Source organism: Kaistia sp. SLG-1 (assembly GCF_059699055.1).
Genome location: NZ_AP048544.1, coordinates 4,814,702 through 4,833,928, shown reverse-complemented (window position 1 = coordinate 4,833,928; position 19,227 = coordinate 4,814,702). Strand labels below are relative to the sequence as shown.

The following is a 19,227-nucleotide window of genomic DNA, read 5'->3' as shown; positions in this document are numbered from 1 at the left end:
GACCCGGGATCCATGCCGCCGGGTTCACCGCTCAATGGGGGGCTGACGCGAAGGTGCCCCGAGGCGCGGATGGGTCACGTTCCGCAGAGACTGTCTCCCGGCACCGAGGTGGCACCCCGCTTCCTCACCTCTCCCTGAGGGAGAGGTCGGAGCGAAGCTCCGGGTGAGGGTTTAGGGAACCCTCCGATGAAGCGGCAAGATGATGGGGACCCTTCGGTGAGGCCGTAAACCCTCACCCGCCGGCCTTCGGCCGTCGACCTCTCCCTCAGGGAGAGGTGAAAGGAGAGCCCCTCCCGAATTGCGGGCCAGACACTGAGGAGCCCTGGAGAGGCGTCTCGGAGGACGCAGGGCGCCGATGCAGCGCCTGTCTCAGGCAAACACGGCGCTGGAGCCCTGGACCGGATCTAGGCCTCGATCTCTTCCGGGACGGTGAAGCGGCCGGTCTGCTTGTCGAGGAGGTAGAGCTCGCCGGTCGAGATGTCGAACCAGGCGCCGTGCAGCTCCAGCTCGTTGATCTCCTCGAGGCTCTTGATCCACGGGAAGGTGCGCAGATTCTCGATCGTCTGGCGGATCGAAGCGAATTCCATCGCGCGCTGGCGGTCGGCCGTCTCGGCCGGATCCTCGCAGATCAGCGCCTCGGCCGGCTTCAACAGCGAGATCCACTTGTGAATGTAATCGTTCGGCGCCTGCAGGTTCGGCGCCTCGCGCCCTGCCAGATAGGCGGTGATGCCGCCGCAGCGGCCGTGGCCCATGACGACGAGATGGCGAACCTTCAGCCCCATCACGCCGAATTCGATCGCCGCTGACGTACCGTGATGCTCGCCATCCGGCGTGAACGGCGGCACCAGGGCGGCGACGTTGCGGACGACGAAGAGCTCGCCCGGCGCCGCGTCGAAGATCGTCTCCGGGGCGGCGCGGCTGTCGCTGCAGCCGAGGATCATGGTCTGCGGGCGCTGACCGGTCTCGGCGAGGACCTTGTAGCGCGAGCTTTCCTGCGGCAGGCGGTTGTCGCGGAAGGCTGCGTAGCCGCGCAGGAGCCGGGACGGGAAGTCTAGGGCCTTGGCCATCGGGTGGTGCTCCAAAGGGGGGCCGCCTACGAATTCATGCAGTGCAGCATAAGGCTAGCGATCCAATAAACGCGTTTTCCGCACGGGTCGAGACAATTTGCAGCAGCGCTGTCCGGCCGGCCGGATCAGGCCCAGATGGCGATCCGCAGCCCCCTGGCGTCGCGCCCCGGCTCGGCCGGAAAGCTCTCGGCCTCGCCGGCAAGGATGCGCCGGGCGATCAGGGCGTTCACCGCCGCGTCGAGGAGATCGTCGGCGCCGGCGCCGCGCGGCGGCCTGGCGAGATCGCCGGGCGCGTAGCCCGACCGCACCAGCAGCGCGCGGCGCTGGTCGAGCCCGTCCGGATTGGGCCGGCTCTTCACCTTCTTGGGCAGGCTCATCGGCGCTTCGCCGTTCAGCCGCCAGAAGGCGAGCTCGGGATGCACCTCGAACACCCGCGCCTCCAGCGCCGGCGTCATCGCGGCGTCGATCTCGCGGATTTTCGGGAAGATATGGAAGCATTGCTTCGCCACCATCCGGCCAGGCTCGGAGGTGGCGCTCGCGACCGCGCAGGCCTCGCGATAATCCTCGGCCATCACGGCGCTTCGCGACGGCACCGAGAAGACCGAGCTCTGGCGGGGCCCGAGCTTCGGACGAACCAGCCGCTCGGGGCCTCGCCCCTCCGCGCCGATGAAGTCGGGCAGGCCGATCGGCATGTCGACGGCGATGACGGCGTTGTCGACGTCGTGGATAAGTTCGTCGAAGCGGGCGACGATGCGGACCGTCGGCTCGACCGGGCCCTCGGCGGCGATCGAAACCGCGATCCAGCCCGTCGGGCAGCCGTCGACGCCGACGACGCGGGTCACGGGATGATCCGCACCGGCGTCTTCGGCGCCAGCAGCTGGTCCTGGATGGTGGCGAGCGGCAGCTCGTTGGCGCCGAGGCTGGCGGCCGCGTCGATCGCGTCGGCGACGGCGGCGGTGGCAAGCCGCAGCGCCTGCGCATCCGAGGCGCCGCCGACGAGGCGGGCGAGGAACAACGCGGCGAAGAGGTCGCCGGTGCCGTTCGGCACGCGGCCGCCGATCGCCGCGTGGCTCGCCTGGATGGTGTCGTGGCCGGTGCCGTTGCGCGAGACCAAGAGCGTCGTGATCTCGCCCTCGGTGCCGGCGGCGGAGGTGACGGCGATGCGCGGCGTCGGAAGGCTGGTCGCCGCCGCATGCAGCGCCTCGGCGGGGAGCGCCAGATTGCCGGTCAGGAAGCCGAGCTCGGTCGGGTTGGGCGTCAGGATGTCGGCGCGCGGCACCAGGTGATCGCGGATCGCGGATGCCGTCGCCTCCGGCACATAGAGAATGCCGGCGTCGCCCATCACCGGGTCGCAGAGATAGAGCGCGTCCGGTCGCGCCGCCTTGACCGCGTCGACCAGCCTCGCCACGGCGGCGGGCTGGCTGGCCGCGCCCATGTAGCCGGTCAGGATCGCGCCGATCTCGCCGAGCCAGGGCGCGCGGATCAGGTCGTCGATCAGTGCCTCGAAGGCGGCCTCGTCGGGGATGACGCGGCTGGCGCGGCCGTGGCCGGGATGCCAGGGCAGGGTCACCGTCTGCATCGACCAGACGGGATGGCCGAAGCGCTCCAGCGCGAACACCGCGCCGCGGCCGCCGACGGCGCCGCGCACGACGCTGGAGGAAAGGACCAGGATGGCGGGCTTGATGGCGACGGCGGTCGGCTCGGTCATGGTCGGCTCGGTCATGGGCGCATGGTTCCTGCGGCGCTGCGGCTCTTGGCGGCGGTGCGAAGCTAGAGCATTTCATCGTCTCGTGGAAATGACGGAATGCTCTAACCTTTTGTTTGGTCGCGTTTTCTGGACGCGAACTGGTATCCGCTTCGGTCAAACGCTCGGGCCTGCTCGATTCCGTTTCGCGGCTCCCGCGCCTATGCTGGCGTCGAGGTCCGATTTCCGGCATGCCGGAGCGACCGTCACCTGACCGGGAAGTCCTGATGCCGTCGATCCGTCCGCGCCGTTCCGCCCTCTATGTGCCGGGCTCCAGCCCGCGCGCGCTCGCCAAAGCGCCGTCGCTCGGCGCCGATGTCGTCATCCTCGACCTGGAGGACGCCGTGGCGCCGGCGGAGAAAGACGCAGCCCGCGCTCGCGCCGTCGAGACGGTGGCGGCCTTCCGCCAGGCCGGCACGCCGGTCGAGATCGTCGTGCGCGCCAACGGGCTGGGGACGCCGTGGATCCAGGCCGATCTGGCGGCGATCGCGAGCGCCCGGCCCGACGCCCTCCTGCTGCCGAAGATTTCGCGCGCCGAGGATCTCGCGAGGGTGCGCGCGATGATCGCCCCGGATGTCGCACTACCGCTCTGGGCGATGATCGAGACGCCATTGGCCATTCTCGATCCGCTTGCCATCGCTACGGCGCGGGACGAAAGGCTGCCGCTCGAGATGCTGGTGCTCGGGTTGAACGATCTCGCGCGCGAGACGGGGACGCGGCAGGTGCCGGGCCGGGCGCCGATGCTGCCCTGGCTGATGACGGCGCTCGCCGCCGCGCGCACGGCCGGCATCGGCATCCTCGACGGCGTCTTCAACGACATCGCCGATGAAGCAGGCTTCGCGGCCGAATGCCGGCAGGGGCGCGATTGCGGTTTTGATGGCAAGACGGTGATTCACCCGAAGCAGGTCGAGGGCGCCAACACGGCCTTTGCCCCGAGCGCGGAAGAGATCGCCTGGGCGACGCGCATCGCCGGCGTGTTCGATTTGGCCGAGAACGCCGGCAAGGGCGTCGTCATGGTCGACGGCCGCATGATCGAGCGCCTGCACGCCGACATGGCGCAAAGGCTGCTGCAGCTCGCCGAGGCGATCGCGGCGCGGGGGTAGGGCTTCCCACCCGCTCCCCGTCATCCCTGCGAAAGCAGGGATCCATACAGCCGCGCCGCTGGTCGCGGGGCCTCCCCATGCCTCAGCTGAATGGATCCCGGCTCGGGGGCCGGGATGACGGCGAGGGTGGGGCGGGGCTGTGCCTCAATCGGCGGTGCCGGCCGACGATGCCGATGCCCATTTCCGAAGAAATTCGGCGTCGCAGGAACTGCTCAAGCCTGCCCACCCGCTCCCCGTCATCCCCGCGAAGGCGGGGATCCATACAGCCGCGCCGCAGGGCGTGCGAGCCTCCCGATGCCTCGGCTGAATGGATCCCGGCTCGGGGGCCGGGATGACGGCGAGGGTGGGGCGAGGCTGTGCCTCAATCGGCGGCGTTGCAGGAACCGGCCCGGTCTTTCCGTACGCCCCGGCGCCTTCCAGCCCCCGCTCGGCCTTCGCACCCACTCCCCGTCATCCCTGCGAAAGCAGGGATCCATGCAGCCGCGCCGCCGGTCGCCGGGCCTCCCGATGCCTCGGTTGAATGGATCCCGGCTCGGGGGCCGGGATGACGGCGAGGGTGGGGCCCAAAAACAAAAAAAGCGCCCGGATCGCTCCGGACGCCTTTTTCAAAATCTCTTAGACGGGATCAGGCCCAGGGGCGGGCGGCTTCCGTGGTCTTCTCGTAGGCTTCGATGCGCGGCGCCTTGACCAGCGTCAGGCCGATGTCGTCGAGGCCGCTCAGGAGCTTCTCCTTGCGGGCCGGGTCGATGTCGAAATGCACCGCGCCGCCGTCGGGCCCGCGGATCTCCTGCGCCTCGAGGTCGACCGTCAGGCGCGCGTTCTCGCCGCGGTTGGCGTCGTCGAACAGCTTGTCGAGGTCTTCCTTCGACACGCGGATCGGCAGGATGCCGTTGTTGAAGCAGTTGTTGTAGAAGATGTCGGCGAAGGACGTCGAGATGACGCAGCGGATGCCGTAGTCGAGCAAGGCCCAGGGGGCATGCTCACGCGACGAACCGCAGCCGAAATTGTCGCCGGCAACGATGATCGAGGCGTGGCGGTAGGCCGGCTTGTTCAGGACGAAGTCCGGATTCTCGCTGCCGTCCTCGTTGAAGCGCATCTCGGCGAACAGACCCTTGCCGAGGCCGGTGCGCTTGATCGTCTTCAGATAGTCCTTCGGAATGATCATGTCGGTATCGATGTTGATCAGCGGCAGCGGAGCCGCGACACCGGTCATCGTCGTGAATTTTTCCATGGTGATCATCCCAATTAGCCGTTCAGACGGCGGTAAATGCGCCGAAAACCAGCCTAGGTCAAGGCTTTCGGCTCGTTTCGCGCTCGGGGGGCTCCTCAGCCGGCCGCTTCCTCGATCGCTTCCATGTCGTCGTCGGAGAGGCCGAAATGATGGCCGATCTCGTGGATCAGCACATGGCTGACGATGGCGCCCAGCGTCTCGTCATGCTCGGCCCAGTAGTCGAGGATCGGCCGGCGGTAGAGCCAGACGCGGTTCGGCATCATGCCGGTGTGCTCGACCGCCGAGGCATGCGCCAGGCCGACGCCCTGGAACAGGCCGAGCAGGTCGAATTCCGACTCGATGCCGAGCGCGTCGAGCGCCTCGTCGTCGGGAAAATCGTCGACCCGGATCTCGATATCGCCGGTCAGCCGGCGGAATTCCGCCGGCAGGCCGTCGAGGGCGGCCTGGCCGAGCGCCTGGAAATCGTCGAGCGAAGGCGCCTTCAGCGCGTCGAGATCGATCCTTGCCATGAGGGTCAGCCCGCCGCGCGGCCGCGGTCGATCTGGACGACGAAGCTGTCGAGGCGGGCCTTCTTGCCGACGGTCTCGGCGAACGAGGTCCGCATCTGCGAGCCCTCGGGCACCATCAGGCGGAGCGACAGCCAGTCGCGCGTGCGCCCCTTGCGGGCGAGCGCCTCGACGAGCGCGCGGGCGACGCCGCGGCCGCGCGAATCGTGCATGACGAACAGGTCTTCCAGCTGGCCGACGCGCATGCCGCTCATCGCGTCCGGCAGGTCGTAGAAGACCGCGAAGCCGACCAGCGTGCCGTCGAGGCGGGCGCCGAGGATCTCGGCGGTCCGGTCGCGCAGCATGCTTTCGGCATAATAGAGGTCCGGATGACGCGGCGCGCCGCGCTTCATGTCCTGGACATAGGCAGCCAGCAGCGGCGCGAATTCGAGCGCGTCGTCGATGGTCAGCGTGACGGTGTCGAAGCGAGTCGAGAGGGGCAGCGTACTCATTCCCATTTGGTCAATTCCGGCTGCCTACTGGCAGCGTACGGTCCAGTTTCCCATGTCATAGCAATGTCGCATCGGTTCCCGTGATGCAATCCGCAATGTTCCGGAGCCCTGCGGCATGCCGGATCTGCTGACCGAATAACCGGCCGGACCCGGCTGTTGATACTCGCATCGACGGTTGGTGCGCCGGGATGGTCGCGGGGCGGCGTGCCATTGGCTCCTGGGAGTAATGGCCATGAGGAAGCATATCCTGATCACCGCCGCGGCCACGCTTGCCCTCGCCCTGGGCACGCTCGGCGCCGCGACGGACGACGCCTTCGCACGCGGCGGTGGTGGTGGCTGGCACGGCGGCGGGGGCGGTGGCGGCTGGCACGGTGGTGGCGGCGGCAACTGGCACGGCGGCGGCTGGAACGGCGGCTGGCACGGCGGCGGCGGCTGCTGGAACTGCGGCGGGTGGGGCGGCGGTTGGGGCTGGGGTCCGGCGTTGGGCTTCGGCCTCGGCTACGGGCTCGGCTCGTGGAACTATGGCTACGACTACGGACCGACGCGGGTCTGCCAGCCGGCATTTCGGACCGTCCGAGTGCACACCAGCAACGGCTGGCGCTGGCGCAACGTCTTCGTCGGCAATCGCTGCTACTGGGTCCATCAGGGTTGGTAAGGCGGCATAAGCTTCAACCCGCCGACCCCCGGGTCGGCGGGGCATCGTGAACCCTCCCTGAACGGTCGTCTCAGCGCCGGTTCATCCCCAGTGTCCCTTCATAGACGCAACAGGTCGCATCGGCCTGCGGGCCGGTTGGCCTGATTGCCTGGAAGGGAGACTGAAAGATGCTGAAGCAAACGATCATGGCTGCCGCGACCACGCTGGTGCTGGTCACGGGCGTCCTCGGGGCCTCGACCGGCAGCGCGCTGGCCTGGCATCGCGGCGAGCCGCACCGGAATTATGACCGCGGCTGGGACGATCGCGGCTGGAACAATGGTCGCGGCCATGGCTGGGGCCGGGGCCACCGGGTCTGCCGCCCGGAGTTCCGCGAGCGCAGGGTCTGGCGCCACGGCCGCTGGGAATGGCGCAAGGTCCAGGTCGGCGAGCGCTGCTACTGGACGCACGGCCGCGGCCCGCGCTGGTAGCGGCGGCGAGCACATCCGGGTACCGCTCGGAAAATTCCCTCCCCCTTGGGTTAGGGAGGGGGTACCGGCGCCGGCCCTGCGAGAGGGGCACCGTTCAGCCCGCCGGAAGCCCGCTTCCCGATATCGAGGTGGCACCCCCACCCCTCCCTCCCCACAAGGGGAGGGGGAAGAACGTGGCTTTGTTGGAACGAAAAAAGGGCCCGGACGGTGACGTCCGGGCCCTTCTTGTATTCGGAGTTCCATCCAGAAGGCTGCCCTTCACCTCCCCCTGAGGGGGAGGTCGGCTCGAAGAGCCGGGAGAGGGTTTAGGGAACCATCCGGTGAGGCCGTAAACCCTCACCCGCCGGCTTCGCCGTCGACCTCTCCCTCAGGGAGAGGTGAAGGAAGATTCCCTCCTAAAGAAAGCCCGTCCCTCAGCGCCAGCTGCGGATGTCGACGAAGTGGCCGGCGATCGCGGCGGCGGCGGCCATGGCCGGCGATACCAGATGGGTGCGGCCCTTGAAGCCCTGGCGGCCCTCGAAATTGCGGTTCGAGGTCGAGGCGCAGCGCTCATGCGGCTTCAGCCGGTCGTCGTTCATCGCCAGGCACATCGAGCAGCCCGGCTCGCGCCATTCGAAGCCGGCCTCGCGGAACAGCTTGTCGAGGCCCTCGGCTTCCGCCTGCGCCTTCACCAGGCCGGAGCCCGGGACGACCATGGCGTTGACGCCCTCGCGCACCTTCTGGCCGCGGATCATCGAGGCGGCGGCGCGCAGGTCTTCGATGCGGCCATTGGTGCAGGAGCCGATGAAGATGCGCTCGACCGGGATGTCGACCATGCGGGTGCCGGGCTTCAGGCCCATATATTCGAGCGCGCGCCACTTCGACTTGCGCTTGTTCTCGTCGGCGATCTCATCCGGGTTCGGCACGACGCCGGCGATCGAGACGACGTCTTCCGGCGAGGAGCCCCAGGTGACGATCGGCGGCAGGCTGGCCGCGTCGAGGCGGATCTCGGTGTCGAAATGCGCGCCGGGATCGGTGTTGAGCGTCTCCCAGTAGCGCACGGCCGCGTCCCAGGTGTCGCCCGTCGGCGCCTTGGGACGGCCCTTGATGTAGTCGTAGGTCGTCTGGTCCGGCGCGATCAGGCCGGCGCGGGCGCCGCCTTCGATCGACATGTTGCAGACGGTCATGCGGCCTTCCATCGACAGGGCGCGGATGGCGTCGCCGGCATATTCGATCACGTGGCCGGTGCCGCCGGCCGTGCCGATCTCACCGATGATGGCGAGCACGATGTCCTTGGCCGAGACGCCTTCCGGCGCCACGCCGTCGACCGTGACCAGCATGTTCTTGGCCTTGGACTGGATCAGCGTCTGGGTGGCGAGCACGTGCTCGACTTCCGACGTGCCGATGCCGTGCGCCAGCGCGCCGAAGGCGCCATGCGTCGAGGTGTGGCTGTCGCCGCAGACGATGGTCATGCCGGGCAGCGTGAAGCCCTGCTCGGGGCCGACGATGTGGACGACGCCCTGGCGACGGTCGAGCTCGGAATAGTATTCGACGCCGAACTCGGCCGCGTTCTCCGCGAGGGTTGCGACCTGCAGGGCCGATTCCGGGTTCTCGATGCCGTGCGTGCGGTCGGTCGTCGGCACGTTGTGATCGACGACGGCGAGCGTCTTCTGCGGCTGGTGCACCTTGCGGCCGGCCATGCGCAGGCCTTCGAACGCCTGCGGGCTCGTGACTTCATGCACGAGATGGCGGTCGATGTAGAGGATCGTGTTGCCGTCTTCGTTCTTCTCGACGACGTGGTCGTCCCAGATCTTGTCGTAGAGGGTGCGGGGATTGCCGTTCGACGTGGTCATGACGTCTTCTTCCTGAAGGATAAATTGCTTGGGCGAGGGGGATCGATCGGGGCCACTGCCCCGTCAAAGTCGATCGGAACCAAGATCCTCGGTCGCCAGCAGACGGGCGAAAAAGCGCCAGGGCAGCCGCGCATGATCGGTCAGCGCCGCGAATTCTGCGGTCGTCGGCTGATGCATGCGGGCGAAAGGACTGTTCATAGCGGTTCTAAATAGCAGTCAATTTCCGGAACGACAATTCGGATCGTGCGCGCGATCCTACCATCGGATCACAGCTTCGTCGCGCCGAGCGAAAGCGCGAGCGGCAGGCGCGGGATTCCGGCCGGCAGCGCGAACATGCGATTGCCCGCGTCGACCATCATCGGGAACAGCTTGAAGGGCAGCACCTCGTGCTCGCGCATGAAGTCGAGCCGCAGGCCGGCGCGCAGCAGCGCGTCGATGACGTCGGAGGTGCCGCGCATCCACTCATAGCTGAAATTGGTGACGAGCGGCGTCGCGTCGCCGGTATAGGTCGTCTCGGCGTCGAAGCGCTGCGGTTTTTCGCGGGCGGAGCGCCAGTCGTAATAGGGGCGGATGACGCCGTCGATTTCCTCATGCGTCGAGATCGCCGGGCTGGTGTCGGCGAAATAGAGGCGGCCGCCGGGCTTCAGCGTGCCGGCGATCGCCTGCGCCCAGGCACGGATGTCGTCGAGCCAGGTGATCGTGCCCCAGCTCGTGAAGACGATGTCGTAGTCCGTCCCGATCAGCTCGGGCGCGTCGTAGACCTCGCCCTCGACGAAATCGGCGCAGAGGCCGGAGCGCTCCGAGAGGGAGCGCGCCTGCGCGATGGCGTGTGGCGAGAAATCGAGCCCGGTGGCGATGGCGCCGCGACGGGCGAGGCAGAGCGTGTCGATGCCGATATGGCACTGGAAATGCGCGAGTTTCTTGCCGGCGACGTCGCCGATCTCGGCCGCCTCGATGGGGTAGAGCACGTCCTCGCCCGCCAGGAACGGGTCGATGGCGTAGAAGCCAGTGCTGTCCTTGGCGTGGATGTCGGCGCGCTCGTCCCAGCCGGCGCGGTTGCTCTGCTTGAAGGCGTCCATCTGCGCTCCCCCAAAAGAAAAGGCGGGTCCTGGGGACCCGCCTTCGTAAGCTTCGCCTCGGGCGAAGGATCAGGCCTGAGCCTTGTCCTTGCGGGCCTCGGTGCGCTCGACGATGCGGGCCGACTTGCCGCGACGATCGCGCAGGTAATAAAGCTTCGCGCGACGAACCTTGCCGCGGCGGACGACTTCGATGCTGGCGATCAGCGGCGAGTAGACCGGGAAGACGCGCTCGACGCCTTCGCCGTAGGAAATCTTGCGAACGGTGAAGCTCTCGGAGAGGCCACCGCCGGAACGGGCGATGCAGACGCCTTCATAGGCCTGCACGCGCGAACGCGAGCCTTCGACGACCTTCACGTTGACCTTGAGCGTGTCGCCGGGCTGGAATTCCGGGACGGCGCGCTGGGCGGCGACGATTTCGAGCTGCTCTTTCTCGAGCTGTTCGATGATGTTGACCATGGTCTCAACTCCTGCCGATGCGGTCTCTTGCGAGCCGCGAGCGTTTCGGTGCGCTGTTTTCAGTTATTGGGTCCATCGCCGAATACGGCCATGGATGGCGGGCGTTTACAGGAAGCGGGCGTCAAAGTCCAGCGCGCGGGCGCTCAGCGGCGCTTTTCTTGCGCGGTCCGGCCGTCGGCTCGATCCGCCAGAAGGTCCGGCCGGCGCTCGCGCGTGATGCGCTCGGCCTCAAGGCGTCGCCATTTGGCGATCGCCGCGTGGTCGCCGGAGAGCAGCACGTCGGGGATGGTGCGGCCTTCCCATTCGCGCGGGCGGGTATAGTGCGGATATTCGAGCAGGCCGCCTTCAAAACTTTCCTCGGTGCCCGATTCGGCGCCGCCCATCACGCCCGGCAGCAGGCGGACGATGGCGTCGAGCAGCACCATGGCGCCGAGCTCGCCGCCCGACAGCACATAGTCGCCGATCGAGACTTCCTCGAGCTGGCGCGCCTCGATGACGCGCTCGTCGACGCCCTCGAAGCGGCCGCAGAGGATCACCGCGCCGGGACCGGCGGCGAGTTCTCGCACGCGCGCCTGCTCCAGCGGTTTTCCGCGCGGGCTCATCAGAAGACGGGGGCGCGGGTCGTCGGCGGGTGCCGCCGCGTCGAGTGCGCGCGCAACAATGTCGGCGCGCATCACCATGCCGGGGCCGCCGCCGGCCGGCGTGTCATCGACGTTGCGGTGCTTGGTCGTCGCCGAATCGCGGATGTTGACCGCGTCGAGCGACCATTTGCCGTCGGCGATCGCCTTGCCGGAGAGCGACTGGCCGAGCGGCCCGGGGAACATGTCGGGATAGAGGGTCAATATGGTAGCGCGCCAGGGACTCGAACCCCCGAACCCGGCCGGGTCGGCGGCGTCCTTCGTGGCGTCGAAGGCGTTGTCGCTCACGCCTCGTCCTCGCCGTCCTCGGGGCGCGCCTCGGTCTCGGGCGGCGGCACGACGACGGCCTTGCCGGACTTGATGTCGACGGTCGGCACGATGGCGCGGGTGAACGGCAGGTAGAAGGTGCGGGCGCCCGGCGCCGGCTCGATCTCGATCAGGTCGCCGGCGCCGAAATTCTGCACCGAGGCGATGGTGCCGTAGGGCGTGCCGTCAGCGAGCTCAAGCGTCAGGCCGACGAGATCGGCGTGGTAGAAATCGTCTTCTTCCTCGAGCTCCGGCAGGGCGTCGCGGCCGACGAAGAGCTTGCGGTTGCGCAGCGTCTCGGCGGCGTCGCGATCGCCGATGCCCTCGACGCGGGCGATGACGTTCTCGCCCTGGATGCGGACGCTGGTGATCTCGACGACGCGGCCGTCATCCAGCGTGAACGGGCCGTAATCGGCGATGCCAAGCGGCTCTTCGGTATAGGAGTGGAGCTTGATCTCGCCACGGATGCCGTGGGCGGCACCGAACTGGCCGAGGAGAACCTTGTCTGCGTCCGGAGCGGGCATCGCATGTCCTTGTCGAATATCCCGCTAGAGCATCGCAGATGCTCTATTGGTTTGTTTGGTCGCGTTTTCTTGATGCGAACCGGTACCCACTTCGCGTGAAAACGCTCCAAGCGGAGGGAAGCCGCGATGGCGGCTTCGGGGAAGGGGCGGCGGCAGGGCCGTCCCCTCCCGAGCGCGGGTCGCGCCCAGCACCCCGCCTCGCGGCAGGGCGCGGCGCGGTTCCGAATTACTCGGCGGCGGCTGCGGCGGCTGCCTCGGCCTTCTTGGCCTTCTCGGCGGCGCGCTCCTGGGCCTTCTTGCCCGGCAGAGCCTTTTCCGGGTTGTTGCGGGCGTCGCGCTTGACGAGGCCGGCATCGCTCAGGAAGCGGGCGACGCGATCGGTCGCCTGGGCGCCGACCGACAGCCAATGCTTGGCGCGGTCGAGGTCGAGCACGACGCGGTTGGCGGCGTCCTTGGCGAGCATCGGGTCGAACGAGCCGATACGCTCGATGAAGCGGCCGTCGCGCGGCGAACGGGCGTCGGTGACGACGATGCGGTAGAACGGACGCTTCTTGGCACCACCGCGGGAAAGACGGATCTTGAGGGACATTCTGGTTTCTTCCTTCTGAAACGAATTCGGTTGTCTGGATGGAGCCTCGGCCGGTCGGGCCTCGGCTCCGAAGGGTTGATGCTATTTCTTCTTGCCGGGCAGGCCCGGGAAGCCGCCGCCGAGGCCGGGCAGCTTGCCGCCGAGGCCGGGGATGCCCGGCAGGCCGCCGCCGCCGCCCATCTGCTTGGCGAGCTTCTCGAGCTGGGCCGGGTCGATGTTCGGCATGCCGCCGGGAGGCATCCCGCCGCCCAGGCCGCCCATGCCGCCACCCATGCCGCCGCCGAGCGCGCCCATCATCTTGCCGAGCATGCCGCCGCCCTTCTGCTTGCCCATGGCCTTCATCATGTCGGCCATCTGGCGGTGCATCTTGAGCAGGCGGTTGACGTCCTCGACGCGGACGCCGGAACCGGCGGCGATGCGCTTCTTGCGGCTCGCCTTCAGGATGTCGGGGTTGCGACGCTCGGCCTTGGTCATCGACGAGATGATGGCGACCTGGCGCTTGATCATGCCGTCGTCGAGATTGGCGCCCTCGATCTGCTTCTTGATCTTGCCGACGCCGGGCAGCATGCCGAGCATGCCGGACATGCCGCCGATCTTTTCCATCTGGCGGAGCTGGTTGGCGAGATCGTCGAGGTCGAAGATGCCCTTGCGCATCTTCTCGGCCGCCTTGGCCGCCTCTTCCAGGTCGATGTTCTGCGCCGCCTTCTCGACGAGCGAGACGATGTCGCCCATGCCGAGGATGCGGTTGGCGATGCGGCCGGGATGGAAGTCCTCGAGGTCCTCGGCCTTTTCGCCGGTACCGATCAGCTTGATCGGCTTGCCGGTGACGGCGCGCATCGAGAGCGCGGCGCCGCCGCGGCCGTCGCCGTCGGCGCGGGTCAGCACGATGCCGGTGATGCCGACGCGCTCGTCGAACGAGCGGGCGAGGTTGACCGCGTCCTGGCCGGTCAGGCTGTCGGCGACGAGCAGGATCTCGTGCGGGTTGGCGATGGCCTTGATGTCGGCCATCTCGACCATCAGCGGCTCGTCGATATGCGTGCGGCCGGCGGTGTCGAGGATGACGACGTCATAGCCGCCGAGGCGGGCGGCCTGCAGCGTGCGCGTCGCGATCTGGGTCGGCGACTGGCCGGCGACGATCGGCAGCGTGTCGATGCCGTTCTGCTCGCCGAGCACCCGCAGCTGTTCCTGCGCGGCGGGACGGCGTACGTCGAGCGACGCCATCAGCACCTTGCGCTTCTGCTGCTGCGTCAGGCGGCGGGCGATCTTGGCGGTCGAGGTCGTCTTGCCCGAGCCCTGCAGGCCGACCATCATGATGGCGACCGGGGCGGCGGCGTTCAAATCGATCGGCTCGGCCTCGGCGCCCAGCATCTCGACCAGCTGGTCGTGGACGATCTTGACGACCATCTGGCCGGGCGTCACAGAGCGGATGACGTCGGCGCCGACGGCGCGCGAGCGCACCTTGTCGGTGAAGGAGCGGACGACGTCGAGCGCCACGTCCGCCTCGATCAGCGCGCGGCGGACTTCGCGCATCGCTTCGTTGACGTCGGCCTCCGTCAGCGCACCGCGGCGGGTGAGCTTGTCGAAGATGCCGGAGAGGCGCTCGGACAGATTATTGAACATTCGGTTCCGCTCTTCCTCGAAGGGATCGCTTCCGATCCGCCGTTTTTCCAAAGACGTTCAGCGCCCGCGGGCGCGACGCGCTGGCGGACGTTGACCTCCGGGGTCGGGCCCCGGTCGGCGGCTCAGAGGAGACCTCTTCGCGAGAATTTGGCGGCTTTTAGCGCGGAAAGGCGGGTTGAGTCAATCAATCCCGGCCCGGCCGGCCGGTTTGCCACGCGGCGGGGAGGGGTTTCGCCAAAGAAAATGGCCGGGACTGAGCCCGGCCATTCGAAGATCATCGAGCCGACCGAAGCCTACGGGCAGGACTTGCCGAGCGCGTCGAGCGAGGCGGAGATGCCGGCGAGCGAATAGGTGTCCGTCGTCTGGGTGCCGCGGCGCGACGTGCCGGAGACCGACATCGAGTGACCCTTCTTCATCGCGGCGATCAGCGCTGCTTCCTGGGCGGCGTTCTCGACCCAGGCGCCGTCGTCCTTGGTGAACATGGTGAACTTCTGGCCGTCGACGTCGACGGTGACCGTCGAGCCTTCCTTGAAGGGATAGCCGATGATGATCGAGATCTCGCTGCGGACATTCTCGCTCGGGCGGGCCGTCACCATGAAATAGGCCGGATCCCGGTTGAGGCCTTGCGGCGCCTGGGATTTCGGCTGCGAGGCCGCATAGCAGACCTTCCCGCGCGATTCGGAATACGCGTAGGAACTCCAGTCCTTGAAGGTGCCTACCCGGTTCGGCGTCTGGGCCGAAGCCTCGCCTGCGAAACCGCCAAAGAAAGCACTCGTGAGGAGCGCCGCTGCTGCGATCCTTGTTCCGTTCATGTCGTTCCCACCAAATTTGTCAGCACACACGTCGGGCGGGTGGATTCCGTCACCCGAGCAATTGCCTCAAATTGCGCGGAATTCCGTTAAGAACCCATGAACCACGTCGTGTGGAGAGCTGGCCGAGAGTTGAGTGGAGAGAGGGGCGCGCCAATGGGGCGAGAGTGTGGCCTCGCCGGCCTGAACGGATGGCGCGTGGCCGGGCGGCGGCCGTCAGGCGCCCTTGTCGCCGTTCAGGGCGTGCCTGGCGGCCTCGTAGTGGACCGGCTTCAGGTGGCCGCGCAGCAGCGTCAGGGCCGTCATCAGCACCGTCGCATCGTCGGCGAAGCCGATGCCGACCAGAAAGTCGGGGACGGCGTCGACGGGCAGGACGAAATAGGCGAGGGCGCCGATCAGCGTCGCCCGGACCCTGAGCGGCGTGTTGGTGTCGAAGGCGCAGAAATAGGCGGCCGCGACGTCCTCGGCGAAGGGAATGTGCCGGGCGGCGCGACGGAATGTCTTCCAGAAGCCCCGGCGGACCTGCTCGGCCCGCGCCGAATCGTCGCCGGTGTCGCTTTCCGGACCCAGAATGTCGCCGAACTTGACGCCCTTCATCGTTTGCACCTCGTCTGCCAGCGGGGAGGGCGGCGAAAAAGTCGCACACCGGGCCGGGCACGCCTGCATTTAGGAAGCCCGGAGCCTCTCTGCAACGAATCGCGCTGACGCCGGGGCAGGAGCGAACGGATTTTCCGCTCGCAACGCGGCGGCACACTTCGACGCACCCGCACGACCATCATCCTGAGGTGCCCGGCGCAGCCGGGCCTCGAAGGAGGGTCCAGGCGGCTCCCTTCGGCAGGCAGGCGGCCTGGGCGTTTCGGATCTCGGGCGCTTCGGAGTTTCGCTGGACCCTCCTTCGAGGCTTCGCTGCGCGAAGCACCTCAGGATGATGGTCTGGGGCTGATTCAAGAGCCGGGGCTCTCAAGAATGGAGTCCTGAATCCTCCCCTTGAGGGAGGGTCAAGACCGCCAGTTGGCGGTCTTGGGGAGGGGATCTTCGTCAGTTTTGTCGCAAGCGGTGCGAAATCCCCCTCCCGAAAACGCGAAGGGCGTTTTCGACCTCCCCTCAAGGGGGAGGTTCAAGGCCGGATTCCATATCAATCCGAACCGTATCGGCCGGATTCTCAGGAGAATGGCCGGGCTGACCGGATCCTCAGCCCTTCTCGGCGAGCTTTTCGAGCTTCTTCTGCATTTCGTCGAGCTGGCGCTTCAGCACGTCGAAATCGCCGTCGCCGCGTTCCGTTTTCGCTTCGGGGCGGGCGTCGGGCCGGGTGGCCTGGCCCGGCGAGGCTGGCGCATCGGGGCGGCCGCCGCTGAAGGGCAGGAACATCCGCATCGCCTGCTCGAACATTTCCGTATTGCGCCGCACCGTCTCCTCGATCGCCGTGAAGGCGCTCGGACCGAACGCGTTCGCCATCTGGCCGCGCAGCTTGTCCTGGTCGCGCGTCAGGCTGTCGATCGAGAAATCGAGATAGGTCGGCACCAGATTCTGCATCGAATCGCCGTAGAACCGGATGAGCTGCCGCAGGAAGGTGATCGGCAGCAGGTTCTGTCCCTTGTTCTCCTGTTCGAAGATGATCTGGGTCAGCACCGAACGCGTGATCTCTTCGCCGGATTTCGCGTCGAACACGACGAAATCCTCGCCCGCCTTGACCATGTTCGCCAGGTCCTCGAGCGTCACATAGGTCGAGGTTCCGGTGTTGTAGAGGCGACGATTGGCGTATTTCTTGATCGTCGTCGGTTCTTTTTCCTTGGTCATGTCCGCTCCCCTGGCCCCTCTCTCGTGATCGATCGGTTGGTTCGCCGCCCGTGGCGTCTGCGCGCCCATTCTCCGGCAAGCTGCCCCTCCAGAACCTTCACGATAGGAGCATTCTCGAAATCCACCAAATTGATTGTGCGCTGCATGGTCTTGTGGATGCTGCGAAAATGCTGCGCTGCAGCAACGGCGCTGCACCATGGTTGATTGACAGCCCCTCTCCGCCGGTCTCTGATTGCGGCAAAGGGAGCAACCCAACCCCGGATCGAGGAAACACTCATGGCTTCAGAAAACGACATCGTCATCGCCGCCGCCAGCCGCACCGCCGTCGGCGCCTTCAATGGGTCCTTTGCCAACGTCCCGGCGCACGAGCTGGGCGCGGCCGTCGTCAAGGCCGTGCTGGAGCAGGGCAAGACCGAGGCCGAGGCCGTCGACGAGCTGATCTTCGGCCAGGTGCTGACCGCGGCGCAGGGCCAGAACCCGGCGCGCCAGGCGTCGATGCTCGCCGGCCTGCCGAAGGAGACGACGGCCTGGAGCCTCAACCAGGTCTGCGGTTCGGGCCTGCGTTCGGTCGCCCTCGGCATGCAGCAGATCGCCACCGGCGATGCCTCGATCATCGTGGCGGGCGGCCAGGAATCGATGTCGCTGGCGCCGCATGCCGCGCATCTGCGCGCCGGCACCAAGATGGGCGACCTCGCCATGGTCGACACCATGATCAAGGACGGCCTCTGGGACGCCTTCAACGGCTATCACATGGGCGTCACGGCGGAGAACGTCGCGCGCGAGTTCCAGATCAGCCGCGAACAGCAGGACGCGTTCGCCACCGCATCGCAGAACAAGGCCGAGGCGGCGCAGAAGGCCGGCCGCTTCAAGGACGAGATCACCCCGTTCACCATCTCGACCCGCAAGGGCGACATCATCGTCGACCAGGACGAATATATCCGCGCCGGCGCGACGCTGGAGGCGGCCGCCAAGCTGCGTCCCGCCTTCGCCAAGGACGGCACGGTGACGGCCGGCAACGCTTCGGGCCTCAATGACGGCGCCGCGGCGCTGCTCCTGATGTCGGCGGCGGAAGCGGCGCGCCGCGGCGTCACGCCGCTGGCGCGGATCGCCTCCTGGGCGACGGCCGGCGTCGACCCGGCCGTGATGGGCACCGGCCCGATCCCGGCCTCGAAGAAGGCGCTGAAGAAGGCCGGCTGGTCGGTCGAGGATCTCGACCTGATCGAGGCCAACGAGGCCTTCGCCGCGCAGGCCTGCGCCGTCAACCAGGGCCTCGGCTGGGACGCGTCCAAGGTCAACGTCAATGGCGGCGCGATCGCCATCGGCCACCCGATCGGCGCCTCGGGCGCCCGCATTCTCGTCACCTTGCTGCACGAAATGGTGCGCCGCGACGCAAAGAAGGGATTGGCAACCCTCTGCATCGGCGGTGGAATGGGAATTGCTTTGACCGTCGAGCGCTGAGGCGCCGACGGATCAATTCGCAGACCGGAGTTCAACCGGTTGCTTTGGGGGGAGGATCGGATGGGGAAAGTCGCCCTCGTGACAGGCGGTACGCGCGGTATTGGCGCGGCCGTCTCGAAGGGACTGAAGGCTGCCGGCTATACGGTCGCGGCGACCTTCGCCGGCAATGCCGAGAAGGCTGGGGCGTTCCAGGCCGAGACCGGGATCCCGGTCTTCCAGTGGGACGTGACGGATGCCGAGGGGTGCGTCGCCGGCGTCGGCGCCGTCGAGGCGGCGCTCGGTCCCGTCGATATCCTCGTCAACAATGCCGGCATCACGCGCGACGGCTGGTTCCACAAGATGGACCAGGCGCAATGGTCGAGCGTGATCAGCACCAATCTCGATTCGATGTTCACCATGACGCGGCCGGTGATCGAGGGGATGCGCGAGCGCGGCTTCGGCCGCATCATCAACCTCTCCTCGATCAATGCGCAGAAGGGCCAGCTCGGCCAGGTCAACTACGCCACCGCCAAGGCCGGCGTGATCGGCTTCACCAAGGCGCTCGCGCTGGAAAACGCGCGCAAGGGCATCACGGTCAACTGCGTCTGCCCCGGCTACATCGACACCGACATGGTGCTGGCGGTGCCGCCGAAGGTGATGGAGGGGATCTTGGGCCAGATCCCGGTCGGCCGGCTCGGCAAGTCGGAAGAGATCGCGGCGCTCGTCACCTATCTCGCCTCGGACGCCGCCGCCTTCATGACCGGCGCGGTGCTTACCATCAATGGCGGCCAGTACATGGCGAATGGCTGATCCCGGCGAACGGCTGATCGGCTTCGCTGATTCGCTCGTTCGTCGAACAAAAAAAGGCCGGTGCGG

21 protein-coding genes and 1 pseudogene are annotated in these 19,227 nt (G+C 67.5%); 5 read left to right on the top strand and 17 right to left on the bottom strand.

What is annotated here, in order from left to right:
* Window positions 1-404: 404 nt before the first annotated feature.
* The 3 genes from AC6HZP_RS22505 to pdxY form a co-directional block, all read right to left on the bottom strand.
* Entirely contained in the window at window positions 405-1,067 is a 663-nt protein-coding gene (locus AC6HZP_RS22505) for a carbonic anhydrase (RefSeq protein ID WP_497524625.1), read from the bottom strand.
* A 125-nt stretch (window positions 1,068-1,192) separates the two neighbouring features.
* A complete protein-coding gene (locus AC6HZP_RS22500) occupies window positions 1,193-1,909 on the bottom strand; it encodes a DUF429 domain-containing protein (RefSeq protein ID WP_497524624.1) in 717 nt (238 codons plus the stop codon).
* On the bottom strand, window positions 1,906-2,790 hold the full coding sequence (gene pdxY / locus AC6HZP_RS22495) for a pyridoxal kinase (protein ID WP_497524623.1): 885 nt from the start codon (window positions 2,788-2,790) through the stop codon (window positions 1,906-1,908). The genes AC6HZP_RS22500 and pdxY overlap by 4 nt, the downstream gene beginning before the upstream one ends.
* 248 nt (window positions 2,791-3,038) lie before the next feature.
* On the opposite strand from pdxY, the gene AC6HZP_RS22490 reads away from it, so the two are divergent.
* A complete protein-coding gene (locus tag AC6HZP_RS22490; RefSeq protein ID WP_497524622.1) occupies window positions 3,039-3,914 on the top strand; it encodes an HpcH/HpaI aldolase/citrate lyase family protein in 876 nt (291 codons plus the stop codon).
* 625 nt (window positions 3,915-4,539) lie between these two features.
* On the opposite strand, the gene leuD is transcribed toward AC6HZP_RS22490, so the two are convergent.
* The 3 genes from leuD to AC6HZP_RS22475 all read right to left on the bottom strand — a co-directional run bounded on the left by leuD (window position 4,540) and on the right by AC6HZP_RS22475 (window position 6,142).
* Window positions 4,540-5,145: a 3-isopropylmalate dehydratase small subunit gene (gene leuD / locus AC6HZP_RS22485; protein WP_201401156.1), complete on the bottom strand. Its 606-nt coding sequence runs from the start codon at window positions 5,143-5,145 to the stop codon at window positions 4,540-4,542.
* Window positions 5,146-5,240: 95 nt separating this feature from the next.
* Window positions 5,241-5,654, bottom strand: coding sequence for a metallopeptidase family protein (locus tag AC6HZP_RS22480; protein ID WP_201401155.1), 414 nt, complete (start codon window positions 5,652-5,654; stop codon window positions 5,241-5,243).
* Window positions 5,655-5,659: 5 nt separating this feature from the next.
* A complete protein-coding gene (locus AC6HZP_RS22475) occupies window positions 5,660-6,142 on the bottom strand; it encodes a GNAT family N-acetyltransferase (RefSeq protein WP_497524621.1) in 483 nt (160 codons plus the stop codon).
* Window positions 6,143-6,374: 232 nt separating this feature from the next.
* Here AC6HZP_RS22475 and AC6HZP_RS22470 point away from each other — a divergent pair, with 232 nt between their 5' ends.
* Together AC6HZP_RS22470 and AC6HZP_RS22465 are read left to right on the top strand one after the other, a co-directional pair.
* Window positions 6,375-6,797 (top strand): hypothetical protein, encoded by a 423-nt coding sequence (locus tag AC6HZP_RS22470; protein WP_497524620.1) that lies wholly within the window; start codon window positions 6,375-6,377, stop codon window positions 6,795-6,797.
* A gap of 167 nt (window positions 6,798-6,964) precedes the next feature.
* The gene (locus AC6HZP_RS22465; RefSeq protein ID WP_497524619.1) at window positions 6,965-7,264 is read left to right on the top strand and encodes a hypothetical protein; all 300 of its coding nucleotides are present in this window, start codon (window positions 6,965-6,967) and stop codon (window positions 7,262-7,264) included.
* A 413-nt stretch (window positions 7,265-7,677) separates the two neighbouring features.
* Here AC6HZP_RS22465 and leuC read toward each other — a convergent pair whose 3' ends face one another.
* The 11 genes and pseudogenes from leuC to phaR all read right to left on the bottom strand — a co-directional run bounded on the left by leuC (window position 7,678) and on the right by phaR (window position 16,914).
* Window positions 7,678-9,096 carry a 3-isopropylmalate dehydratase large subunit gene (leuC, locus tag AC6HZP_RS22460; protein ID WP_497524618.1) on the bottom strand — a complete coding sequence of 473 codons (1,419 nt, stop codon included), beginning with the start codon at window positions 9,094-9,096 and terminating at the stop codon, window positions 7,678-7,680.
* 63 nt (window positions 9,097-9,159) lie between these two features.
* Window positions 9,160-9,294, bottom strand: a complete 135-nt coding sequence (locus tag AC6HZP_RS22455) for a hypothetical protein (RefSeq protein ID WP_256434760.1) — start codon at window positions 9,292-9,294, stop codon at window positions 9,160-9,162.
* Between the two features lie 68 nt (window positions 9,295-9,362).
* Window positions 9,363-10,175 (bottom strand): class I SAM-dependent methyltransferase, encoded by an 813-nt coding sequence (locus AC6HZP_RS22450; RefSeq protein WP_497524617.1) that lies wholly within the window; start codon window positions 10,173-10,175, stop codon window positions 9,363-9,365.
* 81 nt (window positions 10,176-10,256) lie between these two features.
* Window positions 10,257-10,631 (bottom strand): annotated as a pseudogene (rplS, locus tag AC6HZP_RS22445) (50S ribosomal protein L19); the annotation flags it as partial.
* Window positions 10,632-10,774: 143 nt separating this feature from the next.
* Window positions 10,775-11,476, bottom strand: coding sequence for a tRNA (guanosine(37)-N1)-methyltransferase TrmD (trmD, locus tag AC6HZP_RS22440; protein ID WP_497526842.1), 702 nt, complete (start codon window positions 11,474-11,476; stop codon window positions 10,775-10,777).
* A gap of 77 nt (window positions 11,477-11,553) precedes the next feature.
* Window positions 11,554-12,099, bottom strand: coding sequence for a ribosome maturation factor RimM (gene rimM, locus AC6HZP_RS22435; protein ID WP_497524616.1), 546 nt, complete (start codon window positions 12,097-12,099; stop codon window positions 11,554-11,556).
* 226 nt (window positions 12,100-12,325) lie between these two features.
* Window positions 12,326-12,688, bottom strand: coding sequence for a 30S ribosomal protein S16 (gene rpsP / locus AC6HZP_RS22430; RefSeq protein WP_201401146.1), 363 nt, complete (start codon window positions 12,686-12,688; stop codon window positions 12,326-12,328).
* An 81-nt stretch (window positions 12,689-12,769) separates the two neighbouring features.
* Window positions 12,770-14,308: a signal recognition particle protein gene (gene ffh / locus AC6HZP_RS22425; protein ID WP_497524615.1), complete on the bottom strand. Its 1,539-nt coding sequence runs from the start codon at window positions 14,306-14,308 to the stop codon at window positions 12,770-12,772.
* A gap of 293 nt (window positions 14,309-14,601) precedes the next feature.
* Window positions 14,602-15,120 (bottom strand): invasion associated locus B family protein, encoded by a 519-nt coding sequence (locus AC6HZP_RS22420; RefSeq protein WP_201401144.1) that lies wholly within the window; start codon window positions 15,118-15,120, stop codon window positions 14,602-14,604.
* Between the two features lie 213 nt (window positions 15,121-15,333).
* Window positions 15,334-15,714, bottom strand: a complete 381-nt coding sequence (locus tag AC6HZP_RS22415) for a YkvA family protein (protein ID WP_497524614.1) — start codon at window positions 15,712-15,714, stop codon at window positions 15,334-15,336.
* Window positions 15,715-16,308: 594 nt separating this feature from the next.
* The gene (gene phaR, locus AC6HZP_RS22410) at window positions 16,309-16,914 is read right to left on the bottom strand and encodes a polyhydroxyalkanoate synthesis repressor PhaR (RefSeq protein WP_497524613.1); all 606 of its coding nucleotides are present in this window, start codon (window positions 16,912-16,914) and stop codon (window positions 16,309-16,311) included.
* Between the two features lie 276 nt (window positions 16,915-17,190).
* Here phaR and AC6HZP_RS22405 point away from each other — a divergent pair, with 276 nt between their 5' ends.
* Entirely contained in the window at window positions 17,191-18,372 is a 1,182-nt protein-coding gene (locus AC6HZP_RS22405) for an acetyl-CoA C-acetyltransferase (RefSeq protein ID WP_497524612.1), read from the top strand.
* Between the two features lie 60 nt (window positions 18,373-18,432).
* Window positions 18,433-19,161 carry an acetoacetyl-CoA reductase gene (gene phbB / locus AC6HZP_RS22400; protein ID WP_497524611.1) on the top strand — a complete coding sequence of 243 codons (729 nt, stop codon included), beginning with the start codon at window positions 18,433-18,435 and terminating at the stop codon, window positions 19,159-19,161.
* The last annotated feature ends 66 nt before the right edge of the window (window positions 19,162-19,227 follow it).